Genomic DNA, 24,802 nt, shown 5'->3' with positions numbered 1-24,802 from the left:
GAATTCAGCTAAAGGGAAAAATATGGCAGCAGAAGGCTTTTACCTGGTGCAGGGCGACAAGACGACCTGCGGCGGGAAAATCACCACGGGCGCAGAGGATCACACTCTGTTTGATAAACCGGTTGCCCGGGAACAGGACAGCGTGACCTGCGGTAAACATGCCGGGCTTTTCAAGATAGCCGGTGGCATCGACAACGATACCATTCATGACCGGCGAATGGCCGGAACCCTCGACAGCTACAGTACCTGCCCCTGCAAGGCGAAGTTTATTCCATCAATGATGGATGATACGTACGAGAAGAGCAGTGGATCTTCCTCTGGAGAATCGGCAGCAGGCTTTACAGCGGCTTCGACGCAAACTTCTCCTGAATTGCCTGGTTATCTGACCGGTGAGCAAAAACCATCTGCTTTTGTGCCAGATTACCCGGCATTACGTAATACACGTAACTTCCCGGATAGTAATTTAAGAGCCATGCTGCAGGCCAATAGCCAGGAAGTTATGCTACTTACCCTCGGCGAAGTATATGAAATACTGTCGTCATGGGGGTTTTACAAAAATGGTTGGGTGGACCTGACACAAAGTCAGCCGGGACAGATTGCAGTAAATTATGGCCTGGGTATTAAAGACGCCATTACAACAACCATGCTTATTGCCGATTTAAAACTGTATGACATTAAATCTACGGTGTATGTAAATAAAAATGGAACTGAGCTCATAAAGCTTACTGGATATGCAGGGATACGAAAAATATTAAACGCGCCTGTATATGCGCTTAAAAATCCCAAGGTCGTCAGCCTGGGGATTGGGAAGTTTGGTGTTAAGAGTGCTATTGTCGAAGGCACTGTTATAACGTTTTATTTCGCTCTCGCGTATCGTACTATTGATTTCATAATGAATGATGATACCAGTCTGGCTGAATTTATCGGCTCGCTGGCAACAGATGCCGTAAAAATCGGTATAGCGTCTGCTGTCAGTTGGGGGGCCGGTGCCTTATTGACAATGACTCCATTTGTTATTGGCCCGATCGTGGCTGTCGTACTTGTTGGTCTTGGGGCGAGCATCGCATTGAACGTACTTGACGATCACTTTAAAGTCACTGATAAGCTTGTTGAATTGATTGAGAATGCACAGCAGGAATTTGTTGATAAAGCTCGCGAGATCGAGGACGGATTCTGGGATCTTGGAGCTATGTATCTGGATGGGATGCTACGGACAGGGAGAGAGTTCGTGATTGCAGAAACCAGGAAATACCTGCGTGAAACACTACAAGAAATTATTCCAATGGATTATTGATAATGTATCCTCTTAAACAACGTGTAATTGCATTTTTCGGAATGGTATTCTTCCTGGCGATTTCCGTCGGGATTTCATATCTCGGTATTTTTAAGTTGCGAGAATACCTTTCTTACCCCGATGTCGTTAACTTCTCTTTTTGGGTAACTTTTGCTGCCGCATTTTTCTTTTTTTTCTCACCGTTATTGGCGATGATTTTTCCTGTTATTTTTACCGGGAAGCAGATAACCATTGCATCAGGTAAAAAATTACTGAAAACAACGTTTATCATCTTAGGGTTAACTGTCCTGGGAATGTCTATCTTTTCAGAAAGATACACAGCATCTTTAATGCATAAAGGTTACACAGAATGTCAGGGGATCCCTTCGGGTTGGATGCCTAGTATGGCAAAAAAATATGCCATAGAACCGTCCCTTTGTACTCAGCATTGATAGTTCTCTTTTCTCTATGATTATCCGTGCCAGACTCCCGTAGTCTGCTTCAGTGTTTAACACGCAGCAATTTACTAAGCAGAATAAATATGGATGATTTAACCCTGCGTTATTATGACGCTGAAATGCGCTACCTGCTTGAAGCCGGCGAAGAATTTGCCCGCGCTCACCCCGAGCAGGCGGCAATGCTCAACCTTGATAAAGCCGGCGCGCGTGACCCGTACGTGGAACGCCTTTTTGAAGGCTTTGCCTTCATGATGGGGCGGCTTCGCGAAAAGCTCGATGACGACCTGCCTGAACTGACAGAAGGGCTGGTCAGCCTGCTGTGGCCGCATTACCTGCGCACCATCCCGTCGATGTCGGTGGTGGAGTTCACACCCGACTGGCGTGAGATGAAAGAGCAGATGCGCATCGTCAAAGGTTTCGAAGTGAACTCGCGGCCGATCGGTGAGAAGGGCACGCGCTGCCGGTACACCACAACTAAAGAGATCACCCTTCTGCCGCTGTCGCTGGAGCACGCCCGCCTGTCGACTGACCCGAACGGGCGTTCGGTCATCAGTCTGCGGTTTAACTGCAGCCATCTTGCCGACTGGAGTCGTGTCGATCTCAGCCAAATCCCGCTCTACTTCAACGCTGATGCACCGCTGGCCTGCGCCATGCACGAAGCCTTTACCATGAACACTGCCTGCCTCTGGCTGCGGATGCCCGGGGAGGTGGACAGAAGACCGCTCGATGGGTATTTCAGCGCGCTGGGGTTTGGCGATGACGACGACCTTTGGCCGAAGGGCAGCAGCAGCTTTAGCGGCTATCAACTGCTGCTGGAGTACTTTACCTTCCGCGAGAAATTCATGTTCACCGGCCTGCGTGGTCTGGAGAGCGTTGTCTTCCCGGCTGAGCTTCCCTGGTTTGAAATTGACGTGGTGCTGGCGGAACGCTGGGAGCATGATTTCAGCTTCACCGAAAAGCATCTTCGGCTGAACAGCGTGCCCGTGATTAATCTGTTCCCACTCGAATCCGATCCGCTGACGCTAAATTCATTGCAGACTGAATACCTGCTGCGGCCGATGCGCGTGCAGGATGGTCATACCGAGATTTACGCGGTCGATTCGGTGATGTCATCCAGCCAGCATACCTACGTGCCGTTTTCGAGCTTCCGCCATAAAGGTGGAATGATGCGCCATGAAGCGCCGGAATATTATTATCACACCCGCGTTCGGCGCGGTCCGTCAGGGCTACACAATACCTGGCTTATCCTGGGTGGCGAAGCCTTTGACAACCACACCGTCCCGGAAGATGAAAGTCTGTCCCTGACGCTCACCGGCACCAACGGCCAGCTACCGCGACGGGCGCTGCAAAGTACCGTGCTCGATACGGTGATGAAAACCACCTCGGCCAGCATCGTCGTGCGCAACCTTTGCGCGCCAACGCTGCCCTGTTATCCACCGGCACAGGATCGTTTCCACTGGCGCGTGCTGAGCCATCTCGGCAGCAGGTTTCTGTCGATGATGGATAATGCCGACGTGCTGCGGGGTACCCTGGCGCTGTACGAGTGGACGGACAGCGAGATGAACCGCCGTCGCCTGGAAGCCATCATCGACGTGAAGCACGGTGAAACCGAACGATTTGAGCAGGGCTACCTGGTCCGCGGTGTGCAGATTGAGGTGACGCTGGACAGCCACGGTTTTGCCGGACGCGGCGACATCTGCCTTTTCGGCGAGATGCTGAGCCGCTTCTTCGCGCTCTACACCGACATCTACCTGTTTAACCGCCTGATTATCATCCTGCAACCGACCGGAGAGCGCCTGGAATGGCAAGAGAAACACAACCGCCGCATTCCCGGCTGACGCCACGGCTGGAGGCCGATCTTCACCGCATTAACTTTTACCGTTTATGTCAGCTGCTGGAGAAGCGTAATCCGGGAAGGCCGCTGATGGGCTCAACCAGTCATCCCGCCGATGACCCGGTACGTTTTGCGCCGCATCCGGGGATGGGGTTTCCGGTCAGCGAACTGAAGTCCGTTGAATATGACGAAGACAATGGCGGTAAGCCTCCGGTTATCCGCACAACCTTTATGGGCATGTACGGCGTCGACTCACCCTTACCGACGGCCTATCTCGATGACATCACCCAGCGCCGGGAAGGGCATGAGGCGCTGCAGGGCTTTCTGGATATTTTCAGCCATCGCATTCTGACGCAGTTTTACCGCATCTGGCGTAAATACTCCTACCCGGCCACGTTTGAGCCCGGCGGAACCGACAGCATTTCACAGTCGTTATTGGGTCTCGTGGGGCTGGGAATACCGGGTACGGCAAATCATATTGCCATGCCAGTGTCGCGTTTTCTGGCACTGCTGGGAGTGCTGCAGCAGCCGGGCAAAACCCAGGAAGGGATGCAGGCACTGGTGAGTCTGCTGGCTCCCGATACATCCGTGCAGGTGAGTCCGTATTGTCTCCGATCTGTAGAGATCGACAGGCCGCTGGGTTTTTACGGTGACGAAGATTTTCTGCTGGATGGTAATACGCCGCTGGGTGACGAAGCGATGGATGCCGGTAGCCAACTGCTGGTTGCTCTCGCAACGGATAATGAACGGGAAGCGCAGGGCTGGAAGCCGGATGGCCAGTTGTACCAGGATTTTCTGGTTATGCTGCGGGTGTATCTGGGCTGGCGGTTCAAGGCCAGAATCACCCTGACCACTTCAGTCCGACTGCTGGCCGTACCACCGCTGGGTGAAAACCCTTTCTGGCTGGGAATGAACGGCGTGCTGGGCGCCGAAGATAATAGCCATCCTGATGATATTCCTGAAACCTTTACGACAGAGCTGGGCTATTACAGCGGGCTGGAGCCCGCGAAACCACAACAAGGAAACCGACGTGTTACGTACAAGTTTAACTAAGACCACGCGCTGGTTGATGCCTCTGATGGCGCTCGCTCTGACAGGTTGCGGCGTGACGCAGAGCGTCACCGACGGTACTAAATCGGCGTTTAATTCTGTGTTCTATAAAAAAATTAAAATCCTGCACCTGGATTTCACCGCGCGTGAGGCGCTGAACACCGACTCTCGCGAAAATAACTCGCTTTCTGAGCCTGTCGTGGTCCGGGTTTACCAGCTCAAAGACCGCAAAATCTTTGATAAGACGGTTTACCAGCAGCTGCTGGAGGTCGATGCCAGCATTCTGAAAGACGACATGCTGGCCAGTCGTAATGTCGTGGTGAAACCGGGCGGTGATGCAAGCCTTGATATGCCGATGGAAGAAGAGGCGCAGTTTGTCGCGGTAGTGGGGCTGTTCCGCCATCCGGACATGACCAACGACACCTGGAAGCTGGTTATCAAGCGCAGCGATCTGGATCCGGATAAACCGCGCATTCTGGAAGCCGGCGAGAACCATCTGACGCTGCAACCGCTTAAGGATGACTGATGCCCCAGGGACATAACACGCCTTCGCTGTATGAGATGCTGACCGGAAATTTTACCGGCGGCCTCGATCTGCATCAGGTCACTGAAGAAAATCAGGTCATCCTCTCGGTGCTGGATAACATGCAGCGCGTTCTTAACTGTCGCGCCGGCACGCTGGCGCATCTGCCCGACTACGGGTTGCCTGATATGACGAAAATCCTGCAGGGTATGCCGGGAACGGCTCATGAACTCATGAGCACCCTCTCGACTGTCCTGCTTAAATATGAACCCCGACTGAAAAAAATAGACGTGGTTCTGCTGGAGCAGAACGTACCCGGCGAACTGCGCTATGCCATTGACGCTGAACTCAAAGGGATTGGCCTGGTGCGCTACGGCACCGAGTTTATGCCCGAAGGGCGGGTTCTGTTGCGGCATCTCAGGCAACAGCAGTATCTCGACACGTCAACCCGTATATAAGGTCAGATAACACCATGTCATTAAAATCACAGTTCCTGAAGGAGCTGCACTCCCGACAACCCGCTCCGGTTTCTCCTGGCAGTAAGAGTCAGATTGATATTGCAGAGTTTCGCCTGCGAATGGCGCAGCTTCAGACGCAGATGGATGAGTGGCTGACGGGGACCGGACTCAACGTAGAGCCACTGACTGTATCCGTTCCGGACCTGCTGGTGGAGGGCGGGGCTTTTGATATTTCCGGTATCGTTCTGCGTTATGACAGTCGGGCGGTAAAGTTTATGCCGATTTTTCTGTATGGACAGGGCGTGGCTGGCTGTGTCGAAATAACATTCTGTTCCGGGGAAAAGGTTATTTCTCAAGGTCGCCTGTTCATGCGGGTGGGGAGTGTGAGTGACTGGACCTTTACTTTCCCTGATACGCCATCCCGGTCAGGACAATTATTCGATGAAGGTGTTTTTTTTGGCCTGATTTTAGCGCTGTTGTCATAGCGATAACATTCATTCCTTTTATTCGTCATTGCATTTTTAATCGCAAATTAGCCTTACACCTCAACTGACGAAATTAACCGATACGGATATGCAGGCTCTCCAGGATGACCACACATATAACGTTAAAAACCGGCGGCGACCCGCGTACGCTGCCAGATTACGCCGCCCTCCGCGATGAAATCAGCAAGCTGACGCATCCTGCCCGCCCGGATGTGAACTGGCAATATGCCGAAAAACTCTGCCTCTCTCTGTTTGAACAGAACGGTGTGGAGTTGCAGACTGCGGCCTGGTACACCCTTGCCCGTACTCACCTGTCTGGATTAGCTGGCCTGAACGAAGGGCTGGCAATTCTGGAGGCCCTGATTAGCCACCAGTGGGACTTTTTCTGGCCGAAAACACTACACGCGCGTCTGGAAATCCTTAATGGTCTGAGCCAGCGCCTCCAGCAGCGCATGCGTATGCTTCCATTCAACAACAGCCATCTTAGTGAGCTTTATAGTGCTGAAGCGTTGCTTATCAGCCTGAGCGCAGTGCTCCAGCGCCTTGAGCTCAAACACCTTAGCCAGTTCGATACGTTACGAACGTTGATACGTTCAAGTGCTGAACGGCTGGAAAGCAGTAATGACGCATCAGATTTGAATGCGATGATAATGCCCGGTCGCGAATTCCCTCAGGAGAGGGTAGAACCGATTGACGAAGTGAAATGGGTCTACGTTGTGCAGCAGGAAAATCAGCCGGATAAAGAGGATCGTCCGACAGAGCACGGGTCTGTCACACCATGGAAAACCTTTATCGCCGGGATGTGTTCTATGCTGGTGGTTAGCCTCGCCGTGGCGTGGGGTGGGGGCTTTCTGTCGAGACCCGATCCATTAACGGCTCAGGTCGTCGCTTCTCTCGCACCATTACCTGAAGCGCTAACGCCTGTTCAGCAAGACGCATTAACGCAGCGAGGCACTTTACCTTCCACGTTTATCTCAGATACGCAGCAGCAGCTTGCAAGACTGGATAAACTGCCTCCTGACTGGAGTATTTCCTATAGCCTTCAGCTGTTAGAGCAGCTCCAGGCATTGCGGCCTGAAGAGGCTAAGGCGCTGATAATACAGTGGCAAAAAAAGTTTAACGCGACGGCGTTGCCGGTAGACGCAATGAACAGCTGGCATCAGGGGATGATGACGCTTCAGCAACTGAGTGATCGGCTGAGTAGTCTGGATGAGCAAAAGGGAAAATATATAACCGTAAGTGAGCTTAAATCCGTGGTTTTTTCAACTATGCAGTCATTTAACCATGCGATACCGGCTGAAGAGCAACTCAGGCGCCTGTCGCAGTATCCTGCAGGAATTGCGCTCCCTGAAGCTGAAAAGACCCAGCTTGAGCTGCATCTAAAGCAACTGGCAGCGCGTTATGCTCAAATAAAGCAGGATGCTTCTGCTCAATGAGTTTTTGCAGCGAACGGGCTAATTTGGGCGAAAAACAGAGGTAGGTCAAAGTGTCCCCTGCAGGAATCGAACCTGCAACTAGCCCTTAGGAGGGGCTCGTTATATCCATTTAACTAAGGGGACGAGGCGGCACGAGTATACCGTTATTTACACTTTGCGTTAAGCGCATTGCCGCCTGACTGCTCAAAGAGTCACCATTCAGGTTGATTTTTTTGCCGCTTTATCCTTATTTGCCTGCGCCTTAAGTTCTGCTTTGCGTTTATTAGACATGTCGTTACGTATTTGGGCATGACTTAACAGCGCGAAGATAAACGTTCCGCCGCAGATATTCCCTGCCAGCGTCGGAAGGGCGAACGGCCAGAAAAAATCGCTCCAGTGAAGCGTGCCGTTAAAGACCAGGTAGAGTATTTCAACGGTACCGACCACGATATGCGTGGTATCCGCCAGCGCAATCAGCCAGGTCATCAGTATGATCACCACAATTTTAGCGCTGCCGGCTGAAGGAAACATCCATACCATCGTGGCGATAATCCACCCGGAGATGATGGCATTAGAGAACATTTCGACCGGCGTGTTTTTCATGACATCCATACCGATCTTCACAAACGCGTCCCGGGTGGGTTCATCAAAAATCGGCATATATTCGAACGCCCAGGCCGCAATACCCGTGCCGATGATATTTCCCAGCAGAACCACGCTCCAGAGCCGCATCAATAAACCGAAATTACCGAGGGTAGGGTTTTGCATCACCGGCAGAACGGCGGTTACGGTGTTCTCAGTAAATAATTGCTGGCGGGCCATGATGACGATAATAAAGCCGAAGGTATAGCCGAGGTTCTCCAGTAAAAATCCGCCGGGTACGCCCTCCAGCTGCACATGAAATATTCCTTTCGCGAGCAGCGAGGCGCCCATTGACAGTCCTGCAGCGATGGCTGACCAGAAGAGGGCCATCGCGTCACGCTCCATCTCCTTTTCGCCATCCTGGCGGATATGCTCGTGGATGGCCATCGCGCGGGAAGGGAGGCGATCTTCATCAATTTCTATCTTCTCACCGCGCGCTTTCTCCTCGCTTTCAATTTCATGTTCCTCATTACTCTCGCCAATTTTTTCTTCGCCCACGTCTTTCATATCTGCTCCCGGAGGTTGATCTTTCTTTTAAGCGTAGCGGCTTTTGTCGGGATGCCTGTGGGGATGCTCTTAAATTGGCGGGAATGACAACAAAGGTGATACATCTCGTTCAAAGACATTATAAAATTGCCAGCGAAACGAATTCCAAAAGTCAGGCTATGCTGAGATCAGAGTCACGGTGATTACTGCCCGTAATTGAACTCATAGACATCGGTAAACGTGCTGTTACAATCACTTGCACGTTTTCAGACGGAGCGCCAGATGCTCCGTTACGGATGGCAATCAACGATAGCCATACTGAACAGGGAGATATTTATGAAACTTCGGCTGTCGGCGCTTGCGCTGGGCGCGACGATGCTCGTGGGCTGCGCCAGCTCCGGGGAGCAAACGGGACGCTCCGATCCTCTCGAAGGATTTAACCGTTCTATGTATAGCTTCAACTACAACGTGCTGGACCCGTACGTGGTTCGCCCGGTGGCAGTAGCATGGCGCGATTACGTTCCACAGCCCGCGCGTAACGGGTTAAGCAATTTTACCAGTAACCTGGAAGAGCCTGCGGTGATGGTCAACTATTTCCTGCAGGGCGATCCGTATCAGGGGATGGTGCACTTTACGCGCTTCTTCCTGAACTCCCTGCTGGGGATGGGCGGTTTTATCGATGTCGCAGGTATGGCAAACCCGAAACTGCAGCGTGAACAGCCGCACCGTTTTGGCAGTACGCTGGGGCATTATGGCGTCGGTTACGGCCCTTACGTTCATCTGCCGTTCTATGGCAGCTTCACCGTGCGTGATGATGGCGGCGATATGGTCGATACGCTGTATCCGGTCCTGTCGTGGCTGACCTGGCCGCTGTCGATTGGTAAATGGACGGTGGAGGGGATTGAAACCCGCGCGCAACTGCTCGATTCAGACGGCCTGCTGCGCCAGTCTTCCGATCCGTACATTATGGTGCGTGAAGCGTACTTCCAGAATCATGACTTTATCGCCAACGGCGGCAAGCTGAAGCCGGAAGATAATCCAAACGCGAAGGCTATTGAAAACGAACTCAAAGATATTGATTCGGAATAAATAAAAAAGGTGAGCAACGCTCACCTTTTTTGATCCCTGCGCGATTAGAACGCGTAGTTGAAGTTAGTACCGAACAGCCAGGCTTTACCTTCAGAGGTAAATTCGTACGGACCTTCCTTGAAGGTCACTTTCTGACCATGCATATAAGACACGCCCGCATCGACAGAAGCATTTTCGTTGAACGCGTAGGTTGCGCCAGCACTCACCCAGAAGCGGTCCTGATCCGGAATGGAGATGGAGCGCTTATCAGCCGGTACCGGGCTATCATCGAATGCGATACCGGTACGGAACGTCCAGTTGTCATCCATATAATAGGTTGTACCCAACGCAATACGATAGGCGTCGTGGAAACTCTCGTCCTTATAGAACAGCGTTTGACCGTTGGTGCCGGTCGCTTTCAGCTCCTGGAACTGGCTCCAGCTGGTATAGGCCAGGCTATAGTGAATAGCCCACTGCGGCGCAACGCGGTTGTAACCGGAGACTTCCCACATTTCTGGCAGATGCAGTGACAGTGAACCAGGGACAGTTTGACCGGAAGTCCCCCACGGGATGGTGGTACCCGCGCCAGGAACCAGGCTGTTGACTGGCGCCAGGATGCCACTCTTGTAATCGCCGTCGAAGTCAATTTTCACTTCGGAACGATAGGTCAGGCCCCAACGGTTGTTTTTGTCCAGCTCGTACAGAATACCGGCGTTCCAGCCATAGCCCCACTCATCGCCTTTCAGGCTGGCAATTTTGTTGCTGTTTTTCGGCAGGCGAGCCGTCTGTTCTCCGGAGTAACGCTCAATTTTTGCATCGGCGTAGACGGCATCAAAGCCCAAACCGAAGCTCCAGCTGTCGTTCAGACGATAAGCACCGCTCAGGTTCAGGTTCAACGTTGTCAGGTCTGTTTTACCGCCGTATTCGCCTGCCGGGTAGTTGTTGTTGAACTCGGTAGCAAGGCCATAGTTAGACGTGACGGATGCGCCCCAGCCAAATTGTTCATTGATTGGTGCAACGAAGTGCAGGTTAGGGACCCACGCCGTTGGCGCAATGTTATCTGCTTTCAGGCTCGCACCAGAAGGTGACGTGCCGGAAATGTTGACATCAGGATCGATATACACCGCACCAGCAGAGAAGGTCGGGCGATCGAACATCATGATTAATGCAGGGTTACGGCTTGCGTTACCAGCATCATCAGCGATTGCACCTTCCCCTGAATACGCACGGCCAAGGCCAGAGGAAGAAAATTCGTTTAGCTGAAAGCCCGCTGACCAGGCGGAAGTAGAGACGATTGCCACTGCGACTGCCAGCGCAGTCTTGTTGAACAGGGTTTTCTGGCTCATGACCATAACCTCATTGAGTTATTTTTATTCAATAATTGTTACATACCGTAACAGGAGCGCGAAGTGTAGGGTCTGAGGTATGACAGACAAATCAGACCAGTGGCCAGAGTATAGGTCCGACCAGCCGGAATGTTGCAAGTTTGTTTATTAATATTTTCAAACATGTTTCTTGAAACGAGATCTGGTTGGCAAAATTGTGACCATCGCGGCTCACCCAAAAGGGTGGTTTTTGTTTTAGATCATTTTTTAGTGTGATATCGGTCACTTATCCGATTTTGCGCCATTAACGGCTGGAGAGAGCCAGCGCTGGGGCGTAAAATATCAGCATCGTGTTTATCTCGCGCGCTGCGCGAATACAGAGGAAATTGAGCTATGAGTAAATGCAGTGCTGATGAAACCCCGGTTTGCTGCTGTATGGATGTTGGCACCATCATGGACAACTCCGATTGCACCGCGTCTTACAGCCGTGTGTTCACCAACCGCGCCGAAGCCGAAGAAACGCTGGCCGCGCTAAGCAAGCGCGCGCGTGATGTGGAGTCCGATCCGTGTGAAATCAAATCTACCTTCACTGAAGTGGAAGGCGGCGTGAAGCTGGATATCGACTTTGTGTTTGCCTGCGAAGCTGAAACGCTGATTTTCCAGTTAGGCCTGCGTTAATTCCTGCGGTTTGGCGCACTCTCCCACGGGAGAGGGAGCAAACACTAAAAACGGTAACCTGTGGGTTACCGTTTTGCTTTTTCCCTGGGGCATTTTCTTTTTCTTCTCTGTGTTTTAGCTCGCATTTTTATGCTTCCCTGATTGGCTGAATGTAAAAAAATGGTTAAGACTGTTATCAGGTCAGACCACTTTATATTCATGTAAAATTTTTTACAGGGGAAGGTTATGAGTCAGCCATTACCGCTAATCACCCGACAGGGTGACCGCATTGCCATTGTCAGCGGACTGCGTACGCCGTTTGCGCGTCAGGCGACGGCGTTTCACGGTATTCCTGCTGTCGATCTGGGGAAAATGGTAGTGGGGGAGATGCTGGCTCGCAGCGAAATCCCGCCTGAGGTCATCGAACAGCTGGTCTTCGGCCAGGTCGTACAGATGCCTGAAGCCCCCAACATTGCGCGGGAAATTGTTCTCGGTACCGGCATGAATGTTCACACCGACGCCTACAGCGTCAGCCGCGCATGCGCGACCAGCTTCCAGGCGGTAGCAAACGTGGCGGAAAGCCTGATGGCGGGCACTATTCGCGCCGGGATCGCAGGTGGCGCCGATTCTTCCTCCGTACTGCCGATTGGCGTCAGTAAAAAACTGGCCCGCATTCTGGTTGATGCCAATAAAGCCCGCACCACCGGTGCGAAGCTCAAACTCTTCTCGCGTTTACGCCTGCGCGACCTTATGCCCGTGCCACCTGCCGTAGCAGAGTACTCCACAGGCCTGCGAATGGGCGATACTGCCGAGCAGATGGCCAAAACCTACGGTATCACCCGCGAGCAGCAGGATGCGCTGGCGCATCGCTCGCATCAGCTGGCAGCGAAAGCCTGGTCGGAGGGCAAGCTCACCGATGAGGTGATGACCGCCTATATTCCGCCCTACCGTGAACCGCTCGCGGAAGATAACAATATTCGCGGTACCTCGACACTGGCGGATTACGCCAAACTGCGCCCGGCGTTTGACCGCAAGCACGGCACCGTGACGGCGGCCAACAGTACGCCGCTCACCGATGGGGCTGCCGCCGTTATCCTGATGACGGAATCCCGCGCGAAGGAGCTTGGCATTACCCCCCTGGGCTATTTGCGCAGCTATGCCTTCACCGCCATTGATGTCTGGCAGGACATGCTGCTGGGTCCGGCCTGGTCCACGCCGCTGGCGCTGGATCGCGCGGGGCTGACGCTGGGAGATTTAACCCTGATTGATATGCACGAAGCCTTTGCCGCGCAAACTCTGGCAAACGTCCAGCTGCTGGCAACCGAGCGTTTCGCGCGCGACGTGCTGGGCCGCGCCCATGCCACTGGCGAAGTGGATCAGAGCAAATTCAACGTGTTGGGGGGCTCGATTGCCTACGGCCATCCGTTCGCAGCCACGGGCGCACGTATGATCACCCAAACATTACACGAGCTACGACGCCGCGGCGGCGGGTTTGGCCTCGTTACCGCCTGCGCGGCGGGCGGACTTGGCGCAGCAATGGTTCTGGAGGCTGAATAATGGATATGACATCTGCATTTAACCTGACGGTTCGCCTCGATAACGTGGCTGTTATCACTATTGATGTGCCTGATGAAAAGATGAATACCCTGAAGGCCGAATTTGGTGTTCAGGTGCGCGGGATGTTAAAGCAGATCCGCGACAACAAAGCCGTCCGTGGCCTGGTCTTTATCTCTGCCAAGCCGGATAACTTTATTGCCGGCGCCGATATCAACATGATCGCCCGAGCGAAAAGCGCCCAGGAAGCAGAAGACCTGGCGCGTCAGGGCCAGCAGGTGATGGCCGAGATCCACGCGCTGCCGGTCCCGGTTATTGCCGCGATCCACGGTGCCTGTCTGGGCGGTGGGCTGGAGCTGGCATTGGCCTGCCACAGCCGCATTTGCACTGACGATCCGAAAACTGTTTTAGGGTTGCCAGAAGTGCAGTTAGGCCTCTTACCGGGCTCCGGCGGCACGCAGCGTTTGCCTCGCCTGGTGGGGGTCAGCACCGCCCTGGAGATGATTTTAACCGGCAAGCAGCTGCGCGCGCGTCAGGCGCTGAAAGCCGGTCTGGTCGATGACGTGGTGCCGCACTCCATTTTACTGGAGGCCGCCGTTGAGCTTGCGCTGAAAGGGCGGCAGGCAAAGCGTCCTCTCTCCGTACGCGAGCGCGTGCTGGCAGGGCCACTGGGGCGTGCGCTCCTGTTCAACATGGTGGGCAAAAAGACTGAACAAAAAACCAAAGGCAACTATCCGGCGGCAAAGCGGATCCTGGAAGTGATCGAAACCGGGCTGTCCCAGGGAAGCAGTAGCGGCTATGCCGCTGAAGCCAAAGCCTTTGGCGAGCTGGCGATGACGCCACAGTCACAGGCATTGCGCAGTATCTTCTTCGCCAGCACCGAGGTGAAAAAAGATCCCGGCAGCGAGGGAGAGCCTGCTCCGCTCCGTGCTATTGGCGTGCTGGGCGGTGGGCTGATGGGCGGCGGCATCGCGTTTGTTACCGCCAGCAAAGGCAAATTGGCCGTGCGCATCAAAGACATCAATGCTAAGGGCATCAACCACGCGCTGCAGTACAGCTGGCAGAACCTTGATCAGAAGGTCAAACGCCGCCATATCAAGGCAAGCGAGCGTGATAAAACCCTGGCGACGATCTCCGGCACGACGGATTACAGCGGTTTTGCGCACCGGGACCTGGTAATTGAAGCCGTATTTGAAGACCTGGCGCTTAAGCAGCAGATGGTGGCTGACGTTGAGCAACACTGCGCGCCGCACACTATTTTCGCCTCAAACACCTCGTCTTTACCGATTGGCGATATCGCGGCGAAAGCTGCTCGGCCGGAGCAGGTGATTGGGCTGCACTTTTTCAGTCCTGTAGAAAAAATGCCTCTGGTGGAGGTGATCCCGCACGCCACGACCAGCCCGCGAACCATCGCCACCGTGGTGAAGCTGGCGAAAAAGCAGGGCAAAACCCCGATTGTGGTCGCGGACAAGGCCGGCTTCTACGTCAACCGTATTCTGGCACCGTATATTAACGAAGCGATGCGGCTGCTGACGGAAGGGGAGAAAATCGAGCACGTCGACGAGGCGCTGGTAAAGTTTGGTTTCCCTGTTGGCCCAATCCAACTTTTGGATGAGGTGGGAATAGACACCGGCACTAAAATTATACCTGTGCTGGAAGCCGCATACGGCGATCGTTTTACCCCGCCTGCAAACATTGTTTCTGCAATTTTGAAGGACGATCGCAAAGGCAGAAAAAATGAACGCGGTTTCTATCTTTACGGCGCGAAAGGGCGTAAAAGCAAGAAACAGGTCGACCCTTCGGTTTATGGGCTTATTTCGGTCACCGGTCAGGGAAAACTGTCTGCCGTTCAGTGCGCTGAACGTTGCGTCATGATGATGCTCAATGAAGCGGCGCGCTGCTTTGGTGAACAGGTGGTCAAGAGCGCGCGCGATGGCGACATCGGCGCGGTATTTGGTATTGGTTTCCCGCCGTTCCTTGGCGGTCCGTTCCGCTACATGGATACTCTCGGCGCGGGTGAAGTGGTTGCCATTCTGCAACGTCTGGCCTCGCAATACGGTCCGCGGTTTACACCGTGTGACGAATTATTGCAGATGGCGGAGCGCGGCCAGACATTCTGGCCTGCAAGGGAAACTGATTTCGTAAACTGAAGTCAAAGAAGGGTAAATCCTGAGGTGAATGAACCTGTTCTGGCGATTTTGTAAACAGAGATTGACTATACTTACGCCATTGAGGTAAAAAACAGCGTTTCATTCACTGAATGGATCAGGCACAATGCCCGGCCATCGGGTTTTCTACCTCAGAGCATTAATCGCGGGTAGTTAACGCCGGTGATTCTGGTTAACAAAAGCGGTGCAATATGCAAGTTTTTATCATGCGTCACGGCGACGCGGCACTCGATGCCGCCAGTGACTCAGTACGTCCTTTAACCGTCTGTGGCTGCGACGAATCCCGTCAGATGGCTACATGGCTTAAAGGTCAAAAAGTGGACATTGAACGCGTTCTGGTGAGTCCGTTCCTGCGGGCAGAACAGACGCTGGACGTGGTGGGGGAGTGTATGAACCTGCCATCCAGTGTGGATGTTTTACCCGAACTGACGCCATGCGGTGATGTCGGCCTTGTCAGCGCTTATCTTCAGGCGCTGTGCAACGAAGGTGTCGCTTCCGCACTGGTCATTTCCCACCTGCCGCTGGTCGGCTATCTGGTATCTGAGCTGTGCCCGGGCGAAACGCCGCCAATGTTCACCACTTCCGCCATTGCCAACGTCACCCTCGACGAAACCGGCAAAGGGGTCTTCAACTGGCAAATGAGTCCGTGCAACCTGAAGATGGCAAAAGCGATCTGACGTGACGTGTGACAGGGCGGGGTACTACGTGTTTCCCGCCCTTCTGTCAGGGTAACTCTGGCGGCTGCCACTCCTCAACTTCAATCAAGACCAGCAATGCGGCATCTCCGCCGTACTCTTTCGGTGCCTGATGAAACGCCATCACGTGTGGGTGCTGAGCCAGCCACAGCGGCGTCTGTTGCTTCAGAATATGTTTACCGTGGCCGTGCATCACGCAAGCGCAAAAAACGTGTTCGCGGCGACAGGCGGCAATCAACGCGCCCAACTCCTGTTTCGCCTGCATCTGCGTTAAACCGTGCAGATCGAGAAACAGCTCCGGCGAATAATCTCCCCGGCGTAACTTTTTCAGTTCAAAATGGCTGACGTCTTCGCGCACGTACTTCACAGCCCCTTGCGTATTGAGCAGCGGCTGAAATTCATCTGAAAAATAGTGGCTGTTATCCGCCTGCTCCTGCAGCAGCCGTTTGATCGGTACTTCGCTGATTTTTTTACGCTGCGGGCGGTGGACAATCGTGTCCTGCGCGATTTTACGCGTCCCGGTCATCAGCTGGCGGAAGAGAGCCTGATCCTCCTCGCTGAGCGATGTTTTCTTTTTCATTCGTCATTCTCATCTCGTATTTCCGATAGTGTACCCGACTAAACGCATTTTTTAACCTCAAGCGGTACGCGTCATTGCTGATTTATCGCCGTCTTCATGGCAAACTAGCCGCCGAAAATTATGCGAGCATGCCCTGGAGGAAAGAGTGGATAAAATATTTGTCGATGAAGCAGTAAACGAGCTGCATACCATACAGGACATGTTGCGCTGGTCGGTTAGCCGCTTCAGCGCCGCTAATATCTGGTACGGTCACGGTACCGACAACCCGTGGGACGAGGCCGTTCAGCTGGTGCTGCCGTCTCTTTACCTGCCGCTGGACATTCCGGAAGACATGCGCACCGCGCGCCTGACCTCCAGCGAAAAACACCGCATCGTTGAGCGCGTGATCCGCCGCGTAAACGAGCGCATTCCGGTCGCCTACCTGACCAACAAAGCCTGGTTCTGCGGCCACGAGTTTTACGTCGATGAACGCGTGCTGGTACCGCGTTCGCCGATTGGTGAGCTGATCAACAACCACTTTGACGGCCTGATCGGCCATCAGCCTCAGCACATTCTCGATATGTGCACCGGCAGCGGCTGCATCGCGATTGCCTGCGCCTACGCCTTCCCGGAAGCTGAAGTGGACGCCGTCGATATCTCTACCGACGCGCTGGCCGTGACCGAACACAACATCGAAGAGCACGGCCTGATCCATCACGTCACGCCGATCCGCTCTGACCTGTTCCGCGACCTGCCGACCCTGCAGTACGATCTGATCGTCACTAACCCGCCTTACGTCGATGCGGAAGACATGTCCGATCTGCCGAACGAATATCGTCACGAGCCGGAGCTGGGTCTGGCGTCAGGCTCTGACGGCCTGAAGCTGACCCGCCGCATTCTGGCCTGCGCGCCGGATTACCTGACCGATGACGGCGTTCTGATTTGTGAAGTGGGCAACAGCATGGTACATCTGATAGAGCAGTACCCGGATGTGCCGTTCACCTGGCTTGAGTTCGACAACGGCGGTGACGGCGTCTTTATGCTGACCAAAGCGCAGCTGCTCGACGCGCGCGAACACTTCAGCATTTATAAAGATTAATCCCGCGGGCTTCGGCCCGTTTCACAACGCTCAAACACAAACAACAACATCGGAGCCGTGATGGCAGGAAACAGTATTGGACAGTTATTCCGCGTGACCACCTTTGGCGAGTCGCACGGGCTGGCGCTGGGCTGTATCGTTGATGGCGTACCGCCAGGCATCGAACTGACCGAAGCCGATTTACAGCACGACCTTGACCGCCGTCGTCCGGGTACCTCCCGCTACACCACGCAGCGTCGCGAGCCGGACCAGGTCAAAATTCTCTCTGGCGTCTTTGAAGGCCGCACCACCGGGACCAGCATCGGTCTGCTGATTGAAAACACCGATCAGCGTTCTCAGGACTACGGCGCGATTAAAGACGTCTTCCGTCCGGGCCACGCCGACTACACCTACGAACAAAAGTACGGCTTCCGCGACTATCGTGGTGGCGGACGCTCTTCCGCGCGTGAAACCGCGATGCGCGTGGCGGCAGGGGCGATTGCCAAGAAATACCTGCAGCAGAAATTTGGCATCGTTATCCGCGGCTGTCTGACCCAGATGGGTGACATTCCACTGGCGATCAAAGACTGGGATCAGGTCGAGCAGAATCCGTTCTTCTGCGCCGATGCGGACAAGCTTGAAGCGCTGGACGAACTGATGCGCGGCCTTAAAAAAGAGGGCGACTCCATCGGTGCGAAAGTCACCGTGGTGGCTGACGGCGTTCCGGCGGGCTGGGGCGAGCCGGTATTTGACCGTCTCGACGCTGACATCGCCCACGCGCTGATGAGCATCAACGCGGTGAAGGGCGTTGAGATTGGCGACGGCTTCGACGTGGTGGCGCTTCGCGGCAGCCAGAACCGCGACGAAATCACGAAGGCGGGCTTCCAGAGCAACCATGCGGGCGGCATTCTCGGCGGGATCAGCAGCGGGCAGCAGATTATTGCCAACATCGCGCTGAAGCCGACCTCCAGCATCACCGTGCCGGGCCACACGATTAACCGCTCAGGCGAAGAAGTTGAGATGATCACCAAAGGACGTCACGATCCGTGCGTGGGGATCCGCGCGGTGCCGATCGCGGAAGCGATGCTGGCGATCGTGCTGATGGATCACTTCCTGCGCCAGCGCGCGCAAAATGCGGACGTGACGACCACCATTCCACGCTGGTAAACATGAAAAAAACCGCAATTGCTCTGCTGGCGCTGCTCGCCAGTGGAGCCAGTCTGGCCGCCACGCCGTGGCAAAAAATCACCCATCCGGTGGCGGGGAGCGCGCAGTCCATCGGCGCCTTCTCTAACGGCTGTATCGTGGGCGCGCAGGAGCTGCCGCTGCAATCGGATACGTATCAGGTGATGCGTACCGATCAGCGTCGTTACTTCGGCCATCCTGACCTGGTGCTGTTCATTCAGCGACTGGGGAACCAGGTGCATAACCTGGGGCTGGGGACGATGCTGATTGGCGACATGGGGATGCCTGCCGGTGGCCGTTTTAACGGTGGGCACGCCAGCCACCAGACCGGCCTGGATGTCGATATCTTCCTGCAGCTGCCGAAAACGCGCTGGACGTCTGAGCAGCTGCTGAAACCGCAGGCGCTGGATTTAGTGTCGGGCGACGGCAAACGGGTCGTTGCTTCCCGATGGTCACCGGAGATTTCCAGCATGATCAAGCTGGCGGCAGAAGATAAAGACGTTACACGGATTTTCGTCAACCCTGCCATCAAGCAGCAGCTCTGTCTGGATGCGGGAACCGATCGCGATTGGCTGCGCAAAGTGCGCCCGTGGTTCCAGCATCGTGCGCATATGCACGTTCGTCTGCGCTGCCCGGCGAACAGCCTGGAATGTGAAGATCAGCCCTTACCTCCGCCAGGCGATGGCTGTGGTGCGGAACTGCAAAGCTGGTTTGAGCCAGCAAAACCTGGAACCTCTAAGCCTGAGAAGAAGACACCGCCTCCGTTGCCGCCTTCCTGCCAGGCGCTACTGGATGAGCATGTACTTTAATGGATAATTTCGTCGATCTGTTTATGGTGTCACCGCTGCTGCTGGTGGTGCTGTTCTTCGTGGCCATGCTGGCCGGTTTTATCGATGCGCTCGCGGGCGGCGGCGGGCTGTTAACCGTGCCCGCGCTGCTGGCGGCGGGTATGAGCCCGGCACAGGCGCTTGCCACCAACAAGCTTCAGGCCTGCGGCGGCTCGCTCTCCGCGTCGCTCTATTTTATCCGCCGTAAGGTGGTGAGCCTGGCCGATCAGAAGCTCAATATCCTGATGACCTTTATCGGCTCCACGTCGGGCGCGCTGCTGGTGCAGCACGTGCAGTCCGATATTTTGCGCCAGATCCTGCCGGTTCTGGTTATCTGCATTGGCCTGTATTTCTTACTGATGCCGAAGCTCGGTGAAGAAGACAGGCAGCGTCGTCTGCACGGCCTGCCGTTTGCGCTGATTGCCGGTGGCTGCGTCGGTTTTTACGACGGTTTCTTTGGCCCGGGTGCCGGTTCATTTTACGCGCTGGCGTTCGTGACGCTGGCCGGGTTTAACCTCGCCAAATCTACCGCTCACGCCAAGGTGCTTAACGCGACCTCAAACGTCGGCGGCCTGCTGCTGTTTATCATCGGCGGCAAGGTTATCTGGGCAACCGGTTTTGTGATGATGGCAGGGCAGTTTTTGGGCGCGCGCGCGGGCTCGCGCCTGGTATTAAGCAAAGGGCAAAAGCTGATCCGCCCGATGATTGTTATCGTTTCGGCAGTGATGAGCGCCAAACTTCTTTATGACAGCCATGGACAGGAGATCCTCACCTGGTTGGGGATGCACTAATGAACAGTACGCATAAATACGAACAGCTGATTGAGATCTTTAACGGCTGTTTTGCTGATGATTTTAATACCCGTCTGATTAAAGGCGACGACGAACCGATCTATCTTCCTGCTGATGCAGAGGTTCCGTATAACCGCATCGTCTTTGCCCACGGCTTTTACGCCAGCGGCTTACACGAAATTTCGCACTGGTGCATCGCGGGGAAAGCGCGTCGCGAGCTGGTGGACTTCGGTTACTGGTACTGCCCGGACGGGCGCGATGCTGCGACACAGGGCCAGTTTGAAGATGTGGAAGTGAAGCCGCAGGCGCTGGAATGGCTGTTCTGCGTGGCGGCAGGCTTCCCGTTCAACGTGAGCTGTGACAATCTCGAAGGCGACTTCGAGCCAGACCGTATCGTCTTCCAGCGCCGCGTTCACGCGCAGGTGATGGAGTATCTTGAGAAAGGCATCCCGGAGCGTCCGGCACGCCTGATCGAGGCCTTACAGAATTATTACCACACGCCGGAGATCGCGGCGGAATGCTTCCCTTGGCCGGAAGATCTTTAACAGAGGAAAGAAGATGATCGCAGAATTTGAATCACGCATTCTGGCGTTAATTGATGACATGGTGGAACACGCCAGTGACGATGAGCTGTTCGCCAGCGGTTATCTGCGTGGTCACCTGACGCTCGCGGTAGCCGAGCTGGAAGCGGGTGACGATCACTCTGCCGACGCCGTTCACGCTGAAGTCACTCGCAGCCTGGAAAAAGCCATTCTCGCCGGGGAGCTCTCTCCGCGCGACCAGTCTCTGGTGCTGGGCATGTGGGACAATTTGTTCCAGCAGGCGAAAGCGAAGTAAGTGTTTCACCACCCTCTCCCTGTGGGAGAGGGACGGGGTGAGGGCACCAGACCGCACTCTACTTAACCTTCTTCCCCTTCAGCAGTTTCCGTACCCACAAGCGATTCGGATTCAGCCCCGCAAGCGTAACCCTGTCCAGCGGAATCGGCTCGTCGCTCATTTGCGCGGCTAACACTTCAGCCAGCAGCGGTGCGGAACATAGCCCGCGAGACCCTAATCCACCCAGCATATACAGCTCCGGATAAACCGGCGCGCTTACCGCTTTATCCCGGTTATCAGCAAGATCCTGATAGGCCTCAAGCGTAGCGTCGTAGTCCGGCACGTTTCCCGCCATCGGCAGATGATCGCGTGTGGCACAGCGCACGCCGCAGCGCGCTTCACCCTCGCTGACGTCAACCTCCTTCGCCCACGCTGCATCCGGGAAGCAGTCAATCAGGCGCTGACGGTTTTGCTGCTGATCCTCGTCGCTGTAGCGCATATCCGTTTCGCCACGATGATAGCTGGCGCCGATGCAGTGATGACCATTAGACGGATTTTGCGGCGTCAGATAGCCGTCATAGCACAGTACCTGACGAAGCTTGCTCAGTTCGGGCGCGGTCGGGATATGGCTCACCTGGCCGCCGACCGGATAGACCGGCAACGTCTCCGTCTGGATAAACTGGCTAATGTGGTGCCCGTTTGCCAGCACTACGCTGGCATGCTGTGCCTCTTTGCCATCAGCAAAACGCAGATTCCAGTGTTCTCTTCGGCTAAGCGATTCAACCTTATGAGCATAATGCACCATCATCCCGCGTGACTGCGCAAGGGTCATTGCCGCCGCGGTCAGTTCAGCCGGGCACAGCCAGCCGCCGAGCGGATACTGAATGCCGCCACAGCCGGTGACCACGCCAGCGGCGTCCCCCACCTCTTGCGCACTGACCGCGCGGGCAATCTCCTCCGGCAGACCCAGCGACAGCATCTGTGCGATTTTTTGCTGGCTCTTCTCATCCCAGCCGAGCTGCGTCACGCCGCACCAGTCATGGTCAAATGCTACCGGCAGCGCGTCGTACAGGCGACGGGCGAAGGTAAAGGCCGCGGGGAAAAACTGGAACAGGGCCGGGTCGTGCGCGCTTAAAAGCGGGTAGAGTGCCCCCTGGCGGTTACCGGACGCGCCGCTGGCCGGCGCCTCGTCAGCACAGTAGAGCGTCACCTGCCAGCCCCGGTGCAGCAGCGCGAGAGAGAGCAGGGCGCTGGCGATCCCTCCGCCAACGATCGCCACTTCGCGCGATGCGCTGGCGCTGCGCGCAAACCAGGGCGCCTGAGCGGGAATGTCCAGCGTCTGGTCCATCCTGCCGACCAGCATGTCGCGCTTGCGGCCAAAGCCTTTGGTCTTCTGCATGGTAAAGCCCGCTTCCTGCAGCCCGCGGCGGACAAAACCTGCCGAGGTGAAGGTGGCGAGCGTTGCGCCAGGACGCGCCAGCCGCGCCATCGCGCTAAACAGATGCTGGCCCCACATGTCCGGGTTCTTGGCGGGCGCAAAGCCGTCCAGGAACCACGCGTCCACCGTCTGATTCATCGAGTCGTCGAGCGTATCGGTCAGGTCGTTAATGTCGCCCAGCCATAAATCCAGCGTCACCCGTCCGCCGTCCAGAATCAGACGGTGGCAGCCGCCAATATGAGGTGGCCACTGCGCCTGAAGCTGCTCCGCCCAGGCTGCAAGCTCCGGCCAGCGCTGGTGGGCGAGCCGCAGATCGTGCGCGGTGAGCGGGAATTTTTCGAAACTGATGAAATGTAATCTTTGTAGCGTAGCCTCAGGGTGCGCAGCGTGAAACTGGTCAAACGCCTGCCAGAGGGTTAAAAAATTCAGCCCGGTGCCGAATCCGCTTTCCGCGACCACAAACAGGCTCCGTGGGTGCACCGGGAAGCGGGTGCTGAGCTGGTTTCCGTCGAGGAAAACATAGCGCGTTTCTTCGAGTCCGTTATCATTAGAAAAATAGACGTCATCAAAATCTCGGGAAACAGGTGTACCCTCAGCGTTAAATTCGAGGTTGGCGGGTTGTATAGCGTTTTGTTTCACGTAAGTTACTCGTCTGACAGGCAGTGGCACGATCTTAACGATGTGAGTCCATCGGTGCAAATTTCCGCAGAAAATGTCTGATCGGACTTGTTCGGCGTACAAGTGTACGCTATTGTGCGACTCGAAACTTTTTATAGTGCGACTTACAGAGGTATTGAATGAAACGTGCAGTGATTACTGGCCTGGGCATTGTTTCCAGCATCGGTAATAACCAGCAGGAAGTCCTGGCATCTCTGCGTGAAGGACGCTCCGGGATCACTTTCTCTGAAGAGTTTAAAGATTCAGGTATGCGTAGCCACGTATGGGGTAACGTCAAACTGGACACCACCGGTTTGATTGACCGTAAAGTGGTTCGTTTCATGAACGATGCCTCTATTTATGCTTATCTCTCCATGCAGGAAGCGATCAAAGATTCTGGCCTGAGTGAAGAGGTTTATCAGAACAACCCGCGCGTGGGCCTGATTGCTGGTTCCGGCGGCTCATCAAAAGCGCAGGTATTCGGTGCTGACGCTATGCGCAGCCCGCGTGGTCTGAAAGCGGTAGGTCCGTATGTGGTGACTAAAGCCATGGGTTCTGCGGTTTCCGCGTGCCTGGCGACCCCGTTCAAAATCCACGGTGTGAACTACTCCATCAGCTCCGCGTGTGCGACTTCCGCGCACTGTATCGGTAATGCTGTTGAGCAGATCCAACTGGGTAAACAGGACATCGTATTTGCCGGCGGTGGCGAAGAGCTGGGCTGGGAAATGGCCTGTGAGTTCGACGCGATGGGCGCACTGTCCACTAAGTACAACGAGACCCCAGACAAAGCCTCCCGTACCTATGACGCGCACCGTGACGGTTTCGTCATCGCGGGCGGCGGCGGTATGGTTGTGGTTGAAGAGCTGGAGCACGCGCTGGCGCGCGGCGCGCACATCTACGCTGAGATCGTGGGCTATGGCGCGACGTCCGACGGCGCCGACATGGTTGCTCCGTCCGGCGAAGGCGCGGTGCGCTGCATGAAGATGGCGATGCACGGCGTTGATACCCCAATCGACTACCTGAACTCCCACGGTACCTCTACTCCGGTAGGCGACGTGAAAGAGCTGGGCGCAATCCGTGAAGTGTTCGGCGACAACAGCCCGGCTATCTCTGCAACCAAAGCTATGACCGGTCACTCTCTGGGGGCGGCGGGCGTGCAGGAAGCGATCTACTCTCTGCTGATGCTGGAAAACGGCTTTATCGCCCCAAGCATCAACATCGAAGAGATGGACGAGCAGGCGGCTGGCCTGAACATCGTGACCAAACCAACGGAAGCGACGCTGACCACCGTCATGTCCAACAGCTTCGGTTTCGGCGGCACTAACGCCACGCTGGTTATGCGCAAGCTGAAAGCATAAGC

At 55.1% G+C, this 24,802-nt stretch carries 24 protein-coding genes and 1 tRNA gene; 20 read left to right on the top strand and 5 right to left on the bottom strand.

Going from position 1 to position 24,802, the window contains the following annotated elements; translation table 11 throughout:
• Positions 1-22 precede the first annotated feature (22 nt).
• The 8 genes from V1603_RS20345 (at position 23) to V1603_RS20310 (ending at position 7,517) form a co-directional block, all read left to right on the top strand.
• The gene (locus V1603_RS20345; RefSeq protein WP_395313176.1) at positions 23-1,294 is read left to right on the top strand and encodes a PAAR domain-containing protein; all 1,272 of its coding nucleotides are present in this window, start codon (positions 23-25) and stop codon (positions 1,292-1,294) included.
• A gap of 2 nt (positions 1,295-1,296) precedes the next feature.
• Complete coding sequence (locus tag V1603_RS20340; protein ID WP_395313175.1) at positions 1,297-1,725, top strand: hypothetical protein; 429 nt, start codon at positions 1,297-1,299, stop codon at positions 1,723-1,725.
• Positions 1,726-1,814: 89 nt separating this feature from the next.
• Positions 1,815-3,569, top strand: coding sequence for a type VI secretion system baseplate subunit TssF (gene tssF / locus V1603_RS20335; protein ID WP_395313174.1), 1,755 nt, complete (start codon positions 1,815-1,817; stop codon positions 3,567-3,569).
• Positions 3,533-4,618 (top strand): type VI secretion system baseplate subunit TssG, encoded by a 1,086-nt coding sequence (tssG, locus tag V1603_RS20330; RefSeq protein ID WP_395313173.1) that lies wholly within the window; start codon positions 3,533-3,535, stop codon positions 4,616-4,618. Before tssF ends, tssG begins: the two co-directional genes overlap by 37 nt.
• A complete protein-coding gene (tssJ, locus tag V1603_RS20325; protein WP_163330955.1) occupies positions 4,596-5,141 on the top strand; it encodes a type VI secretion system lipoprotein TssJ in 546 nt (181 codons plus the stop codon). The genes tssG and tssJ overlap by 23 nt, the downstream gene beginning before the upstream one ends.
• The gene (gene tssE, locus V1603_RS20320) at positions 5,141-5,596 is read left to right on the top strand and encodes a type VI secretion system baseplate subunit TssE (protein WP_116338490.1); all 456 of its coding nucleotides are present in this window, start codon (positions 5,141-5,143) and stop codon (positions 5,594-5,596) included. The genes tssJ and tssE overlap by 1 nt, the downstream gene beginning before the upstream one ends.
• A gap of 14 nt (positions 5,597-5,610) precedes the next feature.
• A complete protein-coding gene (locus V1603_RS20315) occupies positions 5,611-6,081 on the top strand; it encodes a hypothetical protein (protein ID WP_116338492.1) in 471 nt (156 codons plus the stop codon).
• Between the two features lie 104 nt (positions 6,082-6,185).
• Positions 6,186-7,517: a VasL domain-containing protein gene (locus V1603_RS20310; RefSeq protein ID WP_395313172.1), complete on the top strand. Its 1,332-nt coding sequence runs from the start codon at positions 6,186-6,188 to the stop codon at positions 7,515-7,517.
• A gap of 51 nt (positions 7,518-7,568) precedes the next feature.
• Here the strand turns inward: V1603_RS20310 and V1603_RS20305 are convergent.
• Together V1603_RS20305 and V1603_RS20300 are read right to left on the bottom strand one after the other, a co-directional pair.
• Positions 7,569-7,640: transfer RNA gene (locus tag V1603_RS20305), tRNA-Arg, on the bottom strand.
• Between the two features lie 75 nt (positions 7,641-7,715).
• Positions 7,716-8,645, bottom strand: a complete 930-nt coding sequence (locus V1603_RS20300) for a formate/nitrite transporter family protein (protein ID WP_116338496.1) — start codon at positions 8,643-8,645, stop codon at positions 7,716-7,718.
• Positions 8,646-8,960: 315 nt separating this feature from the next.
• Between V1603_RS20300 and mlaA the strand changes: the two genes are divergently transcribed.
• Positions 8,961-9,713 (top strand): phospholipid-binding lipoprotein MlaA, encoded by a 753-nt coding sequence (gene mlaA / locus V1603_RS20295; RefSeq protein WP_061097503.1) that lies wholly within the window; start codon positions 8,961-8,963, stop codon positions 9,711-9,713.
• A gap of 44 nt (positions 9,714-9,757) precedes the next feature.
• On the opposite strand, the gene fadL is transcribed toward mlaA, so the two are convergent.
• Positions 9,758-11,038, bottom strand: coding sequence for a long-chain fatty acid transporter FadL (fadL, locus tag V1603_RS20290; protein ID WP_116338498.1), 1,281 nt, complete (start codon positions 11,036-11,038; stop codon positions 9,758-9,760).
• A gap of 372 nt (positions 11,039-11,410) precedes the next feature.
• Here fadL and V1603_RS20285 point away from each other — a divergent pair, with 372 nt between their 5' ends.
• The 4 genes from V1603_RS20285 (at position 11,411) to sixA (ending at position 16,073) form a co-directional block, all read left to right on the top strand.
• Positions 11,411-11,695 carry a YfcZ/YiiS family protein gene (locus V1603_RS20285; protein WP_023294142.1) on the top strand — a complete coding sequence of 95 codons (285 nt, stop codon included), beginning with the start codon at positions 11,411-11,413 and terminating at the stop codon, positions 11,693-11,695.
• Between the two features lie 225 nt (positions 11,696-11,920).
• Positions 11,921-13,231 carry an acetyl-CoA C-acyltransferase FadI gene (gene fadI, locus V1603_RS20280; RefSeq protein WP_395313171.1) on the top strand — a complete coding sequence of 437 codons (1,311 nt, stop codon included), beginning with the start codon at positions 11,921-11,923 and terminating at the stop codon, positions 13,229-13,231.
• Positions 13,231-15,378: a fatty acid oxidation complex subunit alpha FadJ gene (fadJ, locus tag V1603_RS20275; protein ID WP_395313170.1), complete on the top strand. Its 2,148-nt coding sequence runs from the start codon at positions 13,231-13,233 to the stop codon at positions 15,376-15,378. Before fadI ends, fadJ begins: the two co-directional genes overlap by 1 nt.
• A gap of 209 nt (positions 15,379-15,587) precedes the next feature.
• Positions 15,588-16,073: a phosphohistidine phosphatase SixA gene (gene sixA, locus V1603_RS20270; protein ID WP_003861375.1), complete on the top strand. Its 486-nt coding sequence runs from the start codon at positions 15,588-15,590 to the stop codon at positions 16,071-16,073.
• A 46-nt stretch (positions 16,074-16,119) separates the two neighbouring features.
• Here the strand turns inward: sixA and smrB are convergent, their stop codons facing one another.
• On the bottom strand, positions 16,120-16,671 hold the full coding sequence (gene smrB, locus V1603_RS20265; RefSeq protein ID WP_395313169.1) for an endonuclease SmrB: 552 nt from the start codon (positions 16,669-16,671) through the stop codon (positions 16,120-16,122).
• A gap of 145 nt (positions 16,672-16,816) precedes the next feature.
• On the opposite strand from smrB, the gene prmB reads away from it, so the two are divergent.
• From prmB to V1603_RS20235, 6 genes are read left to right on the top strand one after another with little or no spacing between them, the layout of a single operon-like run.
• The gene (gene prmB, locus V1603_RS20260) at positions 16,817-17,749 is read left to right on the top strand and encodes a 50S ribosomal protein L3 N(5)-glutamine methyltransferase (protein ID WP_039023972.1); all 933 of its coding nucleotides are present in this window, start codon (positions 16,817-16,819) and stop codon (positions 17,747-17,749) included.
• 60 nt (positions 17,750-17,809) lie between these two features.
• Positions 17,810-18,895, top strand: a complete 1,086-nt coding sequence (gene aroC, locus V1603_RS20255) for a chorismate synthase (RefSeq protein ID WP_116338504.1) — start codon at positions 17,810-17,812, stop codon at positions 18,893-18,895.
• 2 nt (positions 18,896-18,897) lie between these two features.
• Positions 18,898-19,722, top strand: a complete 825-nt coding sequence (gene mepA, locus V1603_RS20250; protein WP_395313168.1) for a penicillin-insensitive murein endopeptidase — start codon at positions 18,898-18,900, stop codon at positions 19,720-19,722.
• Entirely contained in the window at positions 19,722-20,531 is an 810-nt protein-coding gene (locus V1603_RS20245; RefSeq protein WP_008502609.1) for a sulfite exporter TauE/SafE family protein, read from the top strand. Before mepA ends, V1603_RS20245 begins: the two co-directional genes overlap by 1 nt.
• A complete protein-coding gene (locus V1603_RS20240; protein WP_116338508.1) occupies positions 20,531-21,076 on the top strand; it encodes an elongation factor P hydroxylase in 546 nt (181 codons plus the stop codon). The genes V1603_RS20245 and V1603_RS20240 overlap by 1 nt, the downstream gene beginning before the upstream one ends.
• A gap of 13 nt (positions 21,077-21,089) precedes the next feature.
• A complete protein-coding gene (locus V1603_RS20235) occupies positions 21,090-21,368 on the top strand; it encodes a YfcL family protein (RefSeq protein WP_024908938.1) in 279 nt (92 codons plus the stop codon).
• A gap of 58 nt (positions 21,369-21,426) precedes the next feature.
• On the opposite strand, the gene mnmC is transcribed toward V1603_RS20235, so the two are convergent.
• Positions 21,427-23,424, bottom strand: coding sequence for a bifunctional tRNA (5-methylaminomethyl-2-thiouridine)(34)-methyltransferase MnmD/FAD-dependent 5-carboxymethylaminomethyl-2-thiouridine(34) oxidoreductase MnmC (gene mnmC / locus V1603_RS20230; protein WP_166711886.1), 1,998 nt, complete (start codon positions 23,422-23,424; stop codon positions 21,427-21,429).
• A 158-nt stretch (positions 23,425-23,582) separates the two neighbouring features.
• On the opposite strand from mnmC, the gene fabB reads away from it, so the two are divergent.
• Positions 23,583-24,800, top strand: coding sequence for a beta-ketoacyl-ACP synthase I (fabB, locus tag V1603_RS20225; RefSeq protein WP_014832795.1), 1,218 nt, complete (start codon positions 23,583-23,585; stop codon positions 24,798-24,800).
• The last annotated feature ends 2 nt before the right edge of the window (positions 24,801-24,802 follow it).

The organism is Enterobacter sp. ECC-219 (assembly GCF_043966805.1).
In the GTDB taxonomy this organism is placed as follows: domain Bacteria; phylum Pseudomonadota; class Gammaproteobacteria; order Enterobacterales; family Enterobacteriaceae; genus Enterobacter; species Enterobacter cloacae_N.
This window is presented reverse-complemented; position numbering and strand designations above follow the sequence as displayed.

What these genes read in the sequence shown, in the direction of transcription:
- tssE (WP_116338490.1), top strand. Translation starts at nt 5,141, where the DNA reads ATGCCCCAGGGACATAACACGCCTTCGCTGTATGAGATGCTGACCGGA.
- tssF (WP_395313174.1), top strand. Translation starts at nt 1,815, where the DNA reads ATGGATGATTTAACCCTGCGTTATTATGACGCTGAAATGCGCTACCTG.
- V1603_RS20300 (WP_116338496.1), bottom strand. Translation starts at nt 8,645, where the DNA reads ATGAAAGACGTGGGCGAAGAAAAAATTGGCGAGAGTAATGAGGAACAT.
- fabB (WP_014832795.1), top strand. Translation starts at nt 23,583, where the DNA reads ATGAAACGTGCAGTGATTACTGGCCTGGGCATTGTTTCCAGCATCGGT.
- V1603_RS20285 (WP_023294142.1), top strand. Translation starts at nt 11,411, where the DNA reads ATGAGTAAATGCAGTGCTGATGAAACCCCGGTTTGCTGCTGTATGGAT.
- aroC (WP_116338504.1), top strand. Translation starts at nt 17,810, where the DNA reads ATGGCAGGAAACAGTATTGGACAGTTATTCCGCGTGACCACCTTTGGC.
- V1603_RS20340 (WP_395313175.1), top strand. Translation starts at nt 1,297, where the DNA reads ATGTATCCTCTTAAACAACGTGTAATTGCATTTTTCGGAATGGTATTC.
- V1603_RS20345 (WP_395313176.1), top strand. Translation starts at nt 23, where the DNA reads ATGGCAGCAGAAGGCTTTTACCTGGTGCAGGGCGACAAGACGACCTGC.
- V1603_RS20235 (WP_024908938.1), top strand. Translation starts at nt 21,090, where the DNA reads ATGATCGCAGAATTTGAATCACGCATTCTGGCGTTAATTGATGACATG.
- tssG (WP_395313173.1), top strand. Translation starts at nt 3,533, where the DNA reads ATGGCAAGAGAAACACAACCGCCGCATTCCCGGCTGACGCCACGGCTG.
- fadI (WP_395313171.1), top strand. Translation starts at nt 11,921, where the DNA reads ATGAGTCAGCCATTACCGCTAATCACCCGACAGGGTGACCGCATTGCC.
- V1603_RS20310 (WP_395313172.1), top strand. Translation starts at nt 6,186, where the DNA reads ATGACCACACATATAACGTTAAAAACCGGCGGCGACCCGCGTACGCTG.
- mepA (WP_395313168.1), top strand. Translation starts at nt 18,898, where the DNA reads ATGAAAAAAACCGCAATTGCTCTGCTGGCGCTGCTCGCCAGTGGAGCC.
- V1603_RS20240 (WP_116338508.1), top strand. Translation starts at nt 20,531, where the DNA reads ATGAACAGTACGCATAAATACGAACAGCTGATTGAGATCTTTAACGGC.
- fadJ (WP_395313170.1), top strand. Translation starts at nt 13,231, where the DNA reads ATGGATATGACATCTGCATTTAACCTGACGGTTCGCCTCGATAACGTG.
- V1603_RS20245 (WP_008502609.1), top strand. Translation starts at nt 19,722, where the DNA reads ATGGATAATTTCGTCGATCTGTTTATGGTGTCACCGCTGCTGCTGGTG.
- mlaA (WP_061097503.1), top strand. Translation starts at nt 8,961, where the DNA reads ATGAAACTTCGGCTGTCGGCGCTTGCGCTGGGCGCGACGATGCTCGTG.
- smrB (WP_395313169.1), bottom strand. Translation starts at nt 16,671, where the DNA reads ATGAAAAAGAAAACATCGCTCAGCGAGGAGGATCAGGCTCTCTTCCGC.
- sixA (WP_003861375.1), top strand. Translation starts at nt 15,588, where the DNA reads ATGCAAGTTTTTATCATGCGTCACGGCGACGCGGCACTCGATGCCGCC.
- fadL (WP_116338498.1), bottom strand. Translation starts at nt 11,038, where the DNA reads ATGAGCCAGAAAACCCTGTTCAACAAGACTGCGCTGGCAGTCGCAGTG.
- V1603_RS20315 (WP_116338492.1), top strand. Translation starts at nt 5,611, where the DNA reads ATGTCATTAAAATCACAGTTCCTGAAGGAGCTGCACTCCCGACAACCC.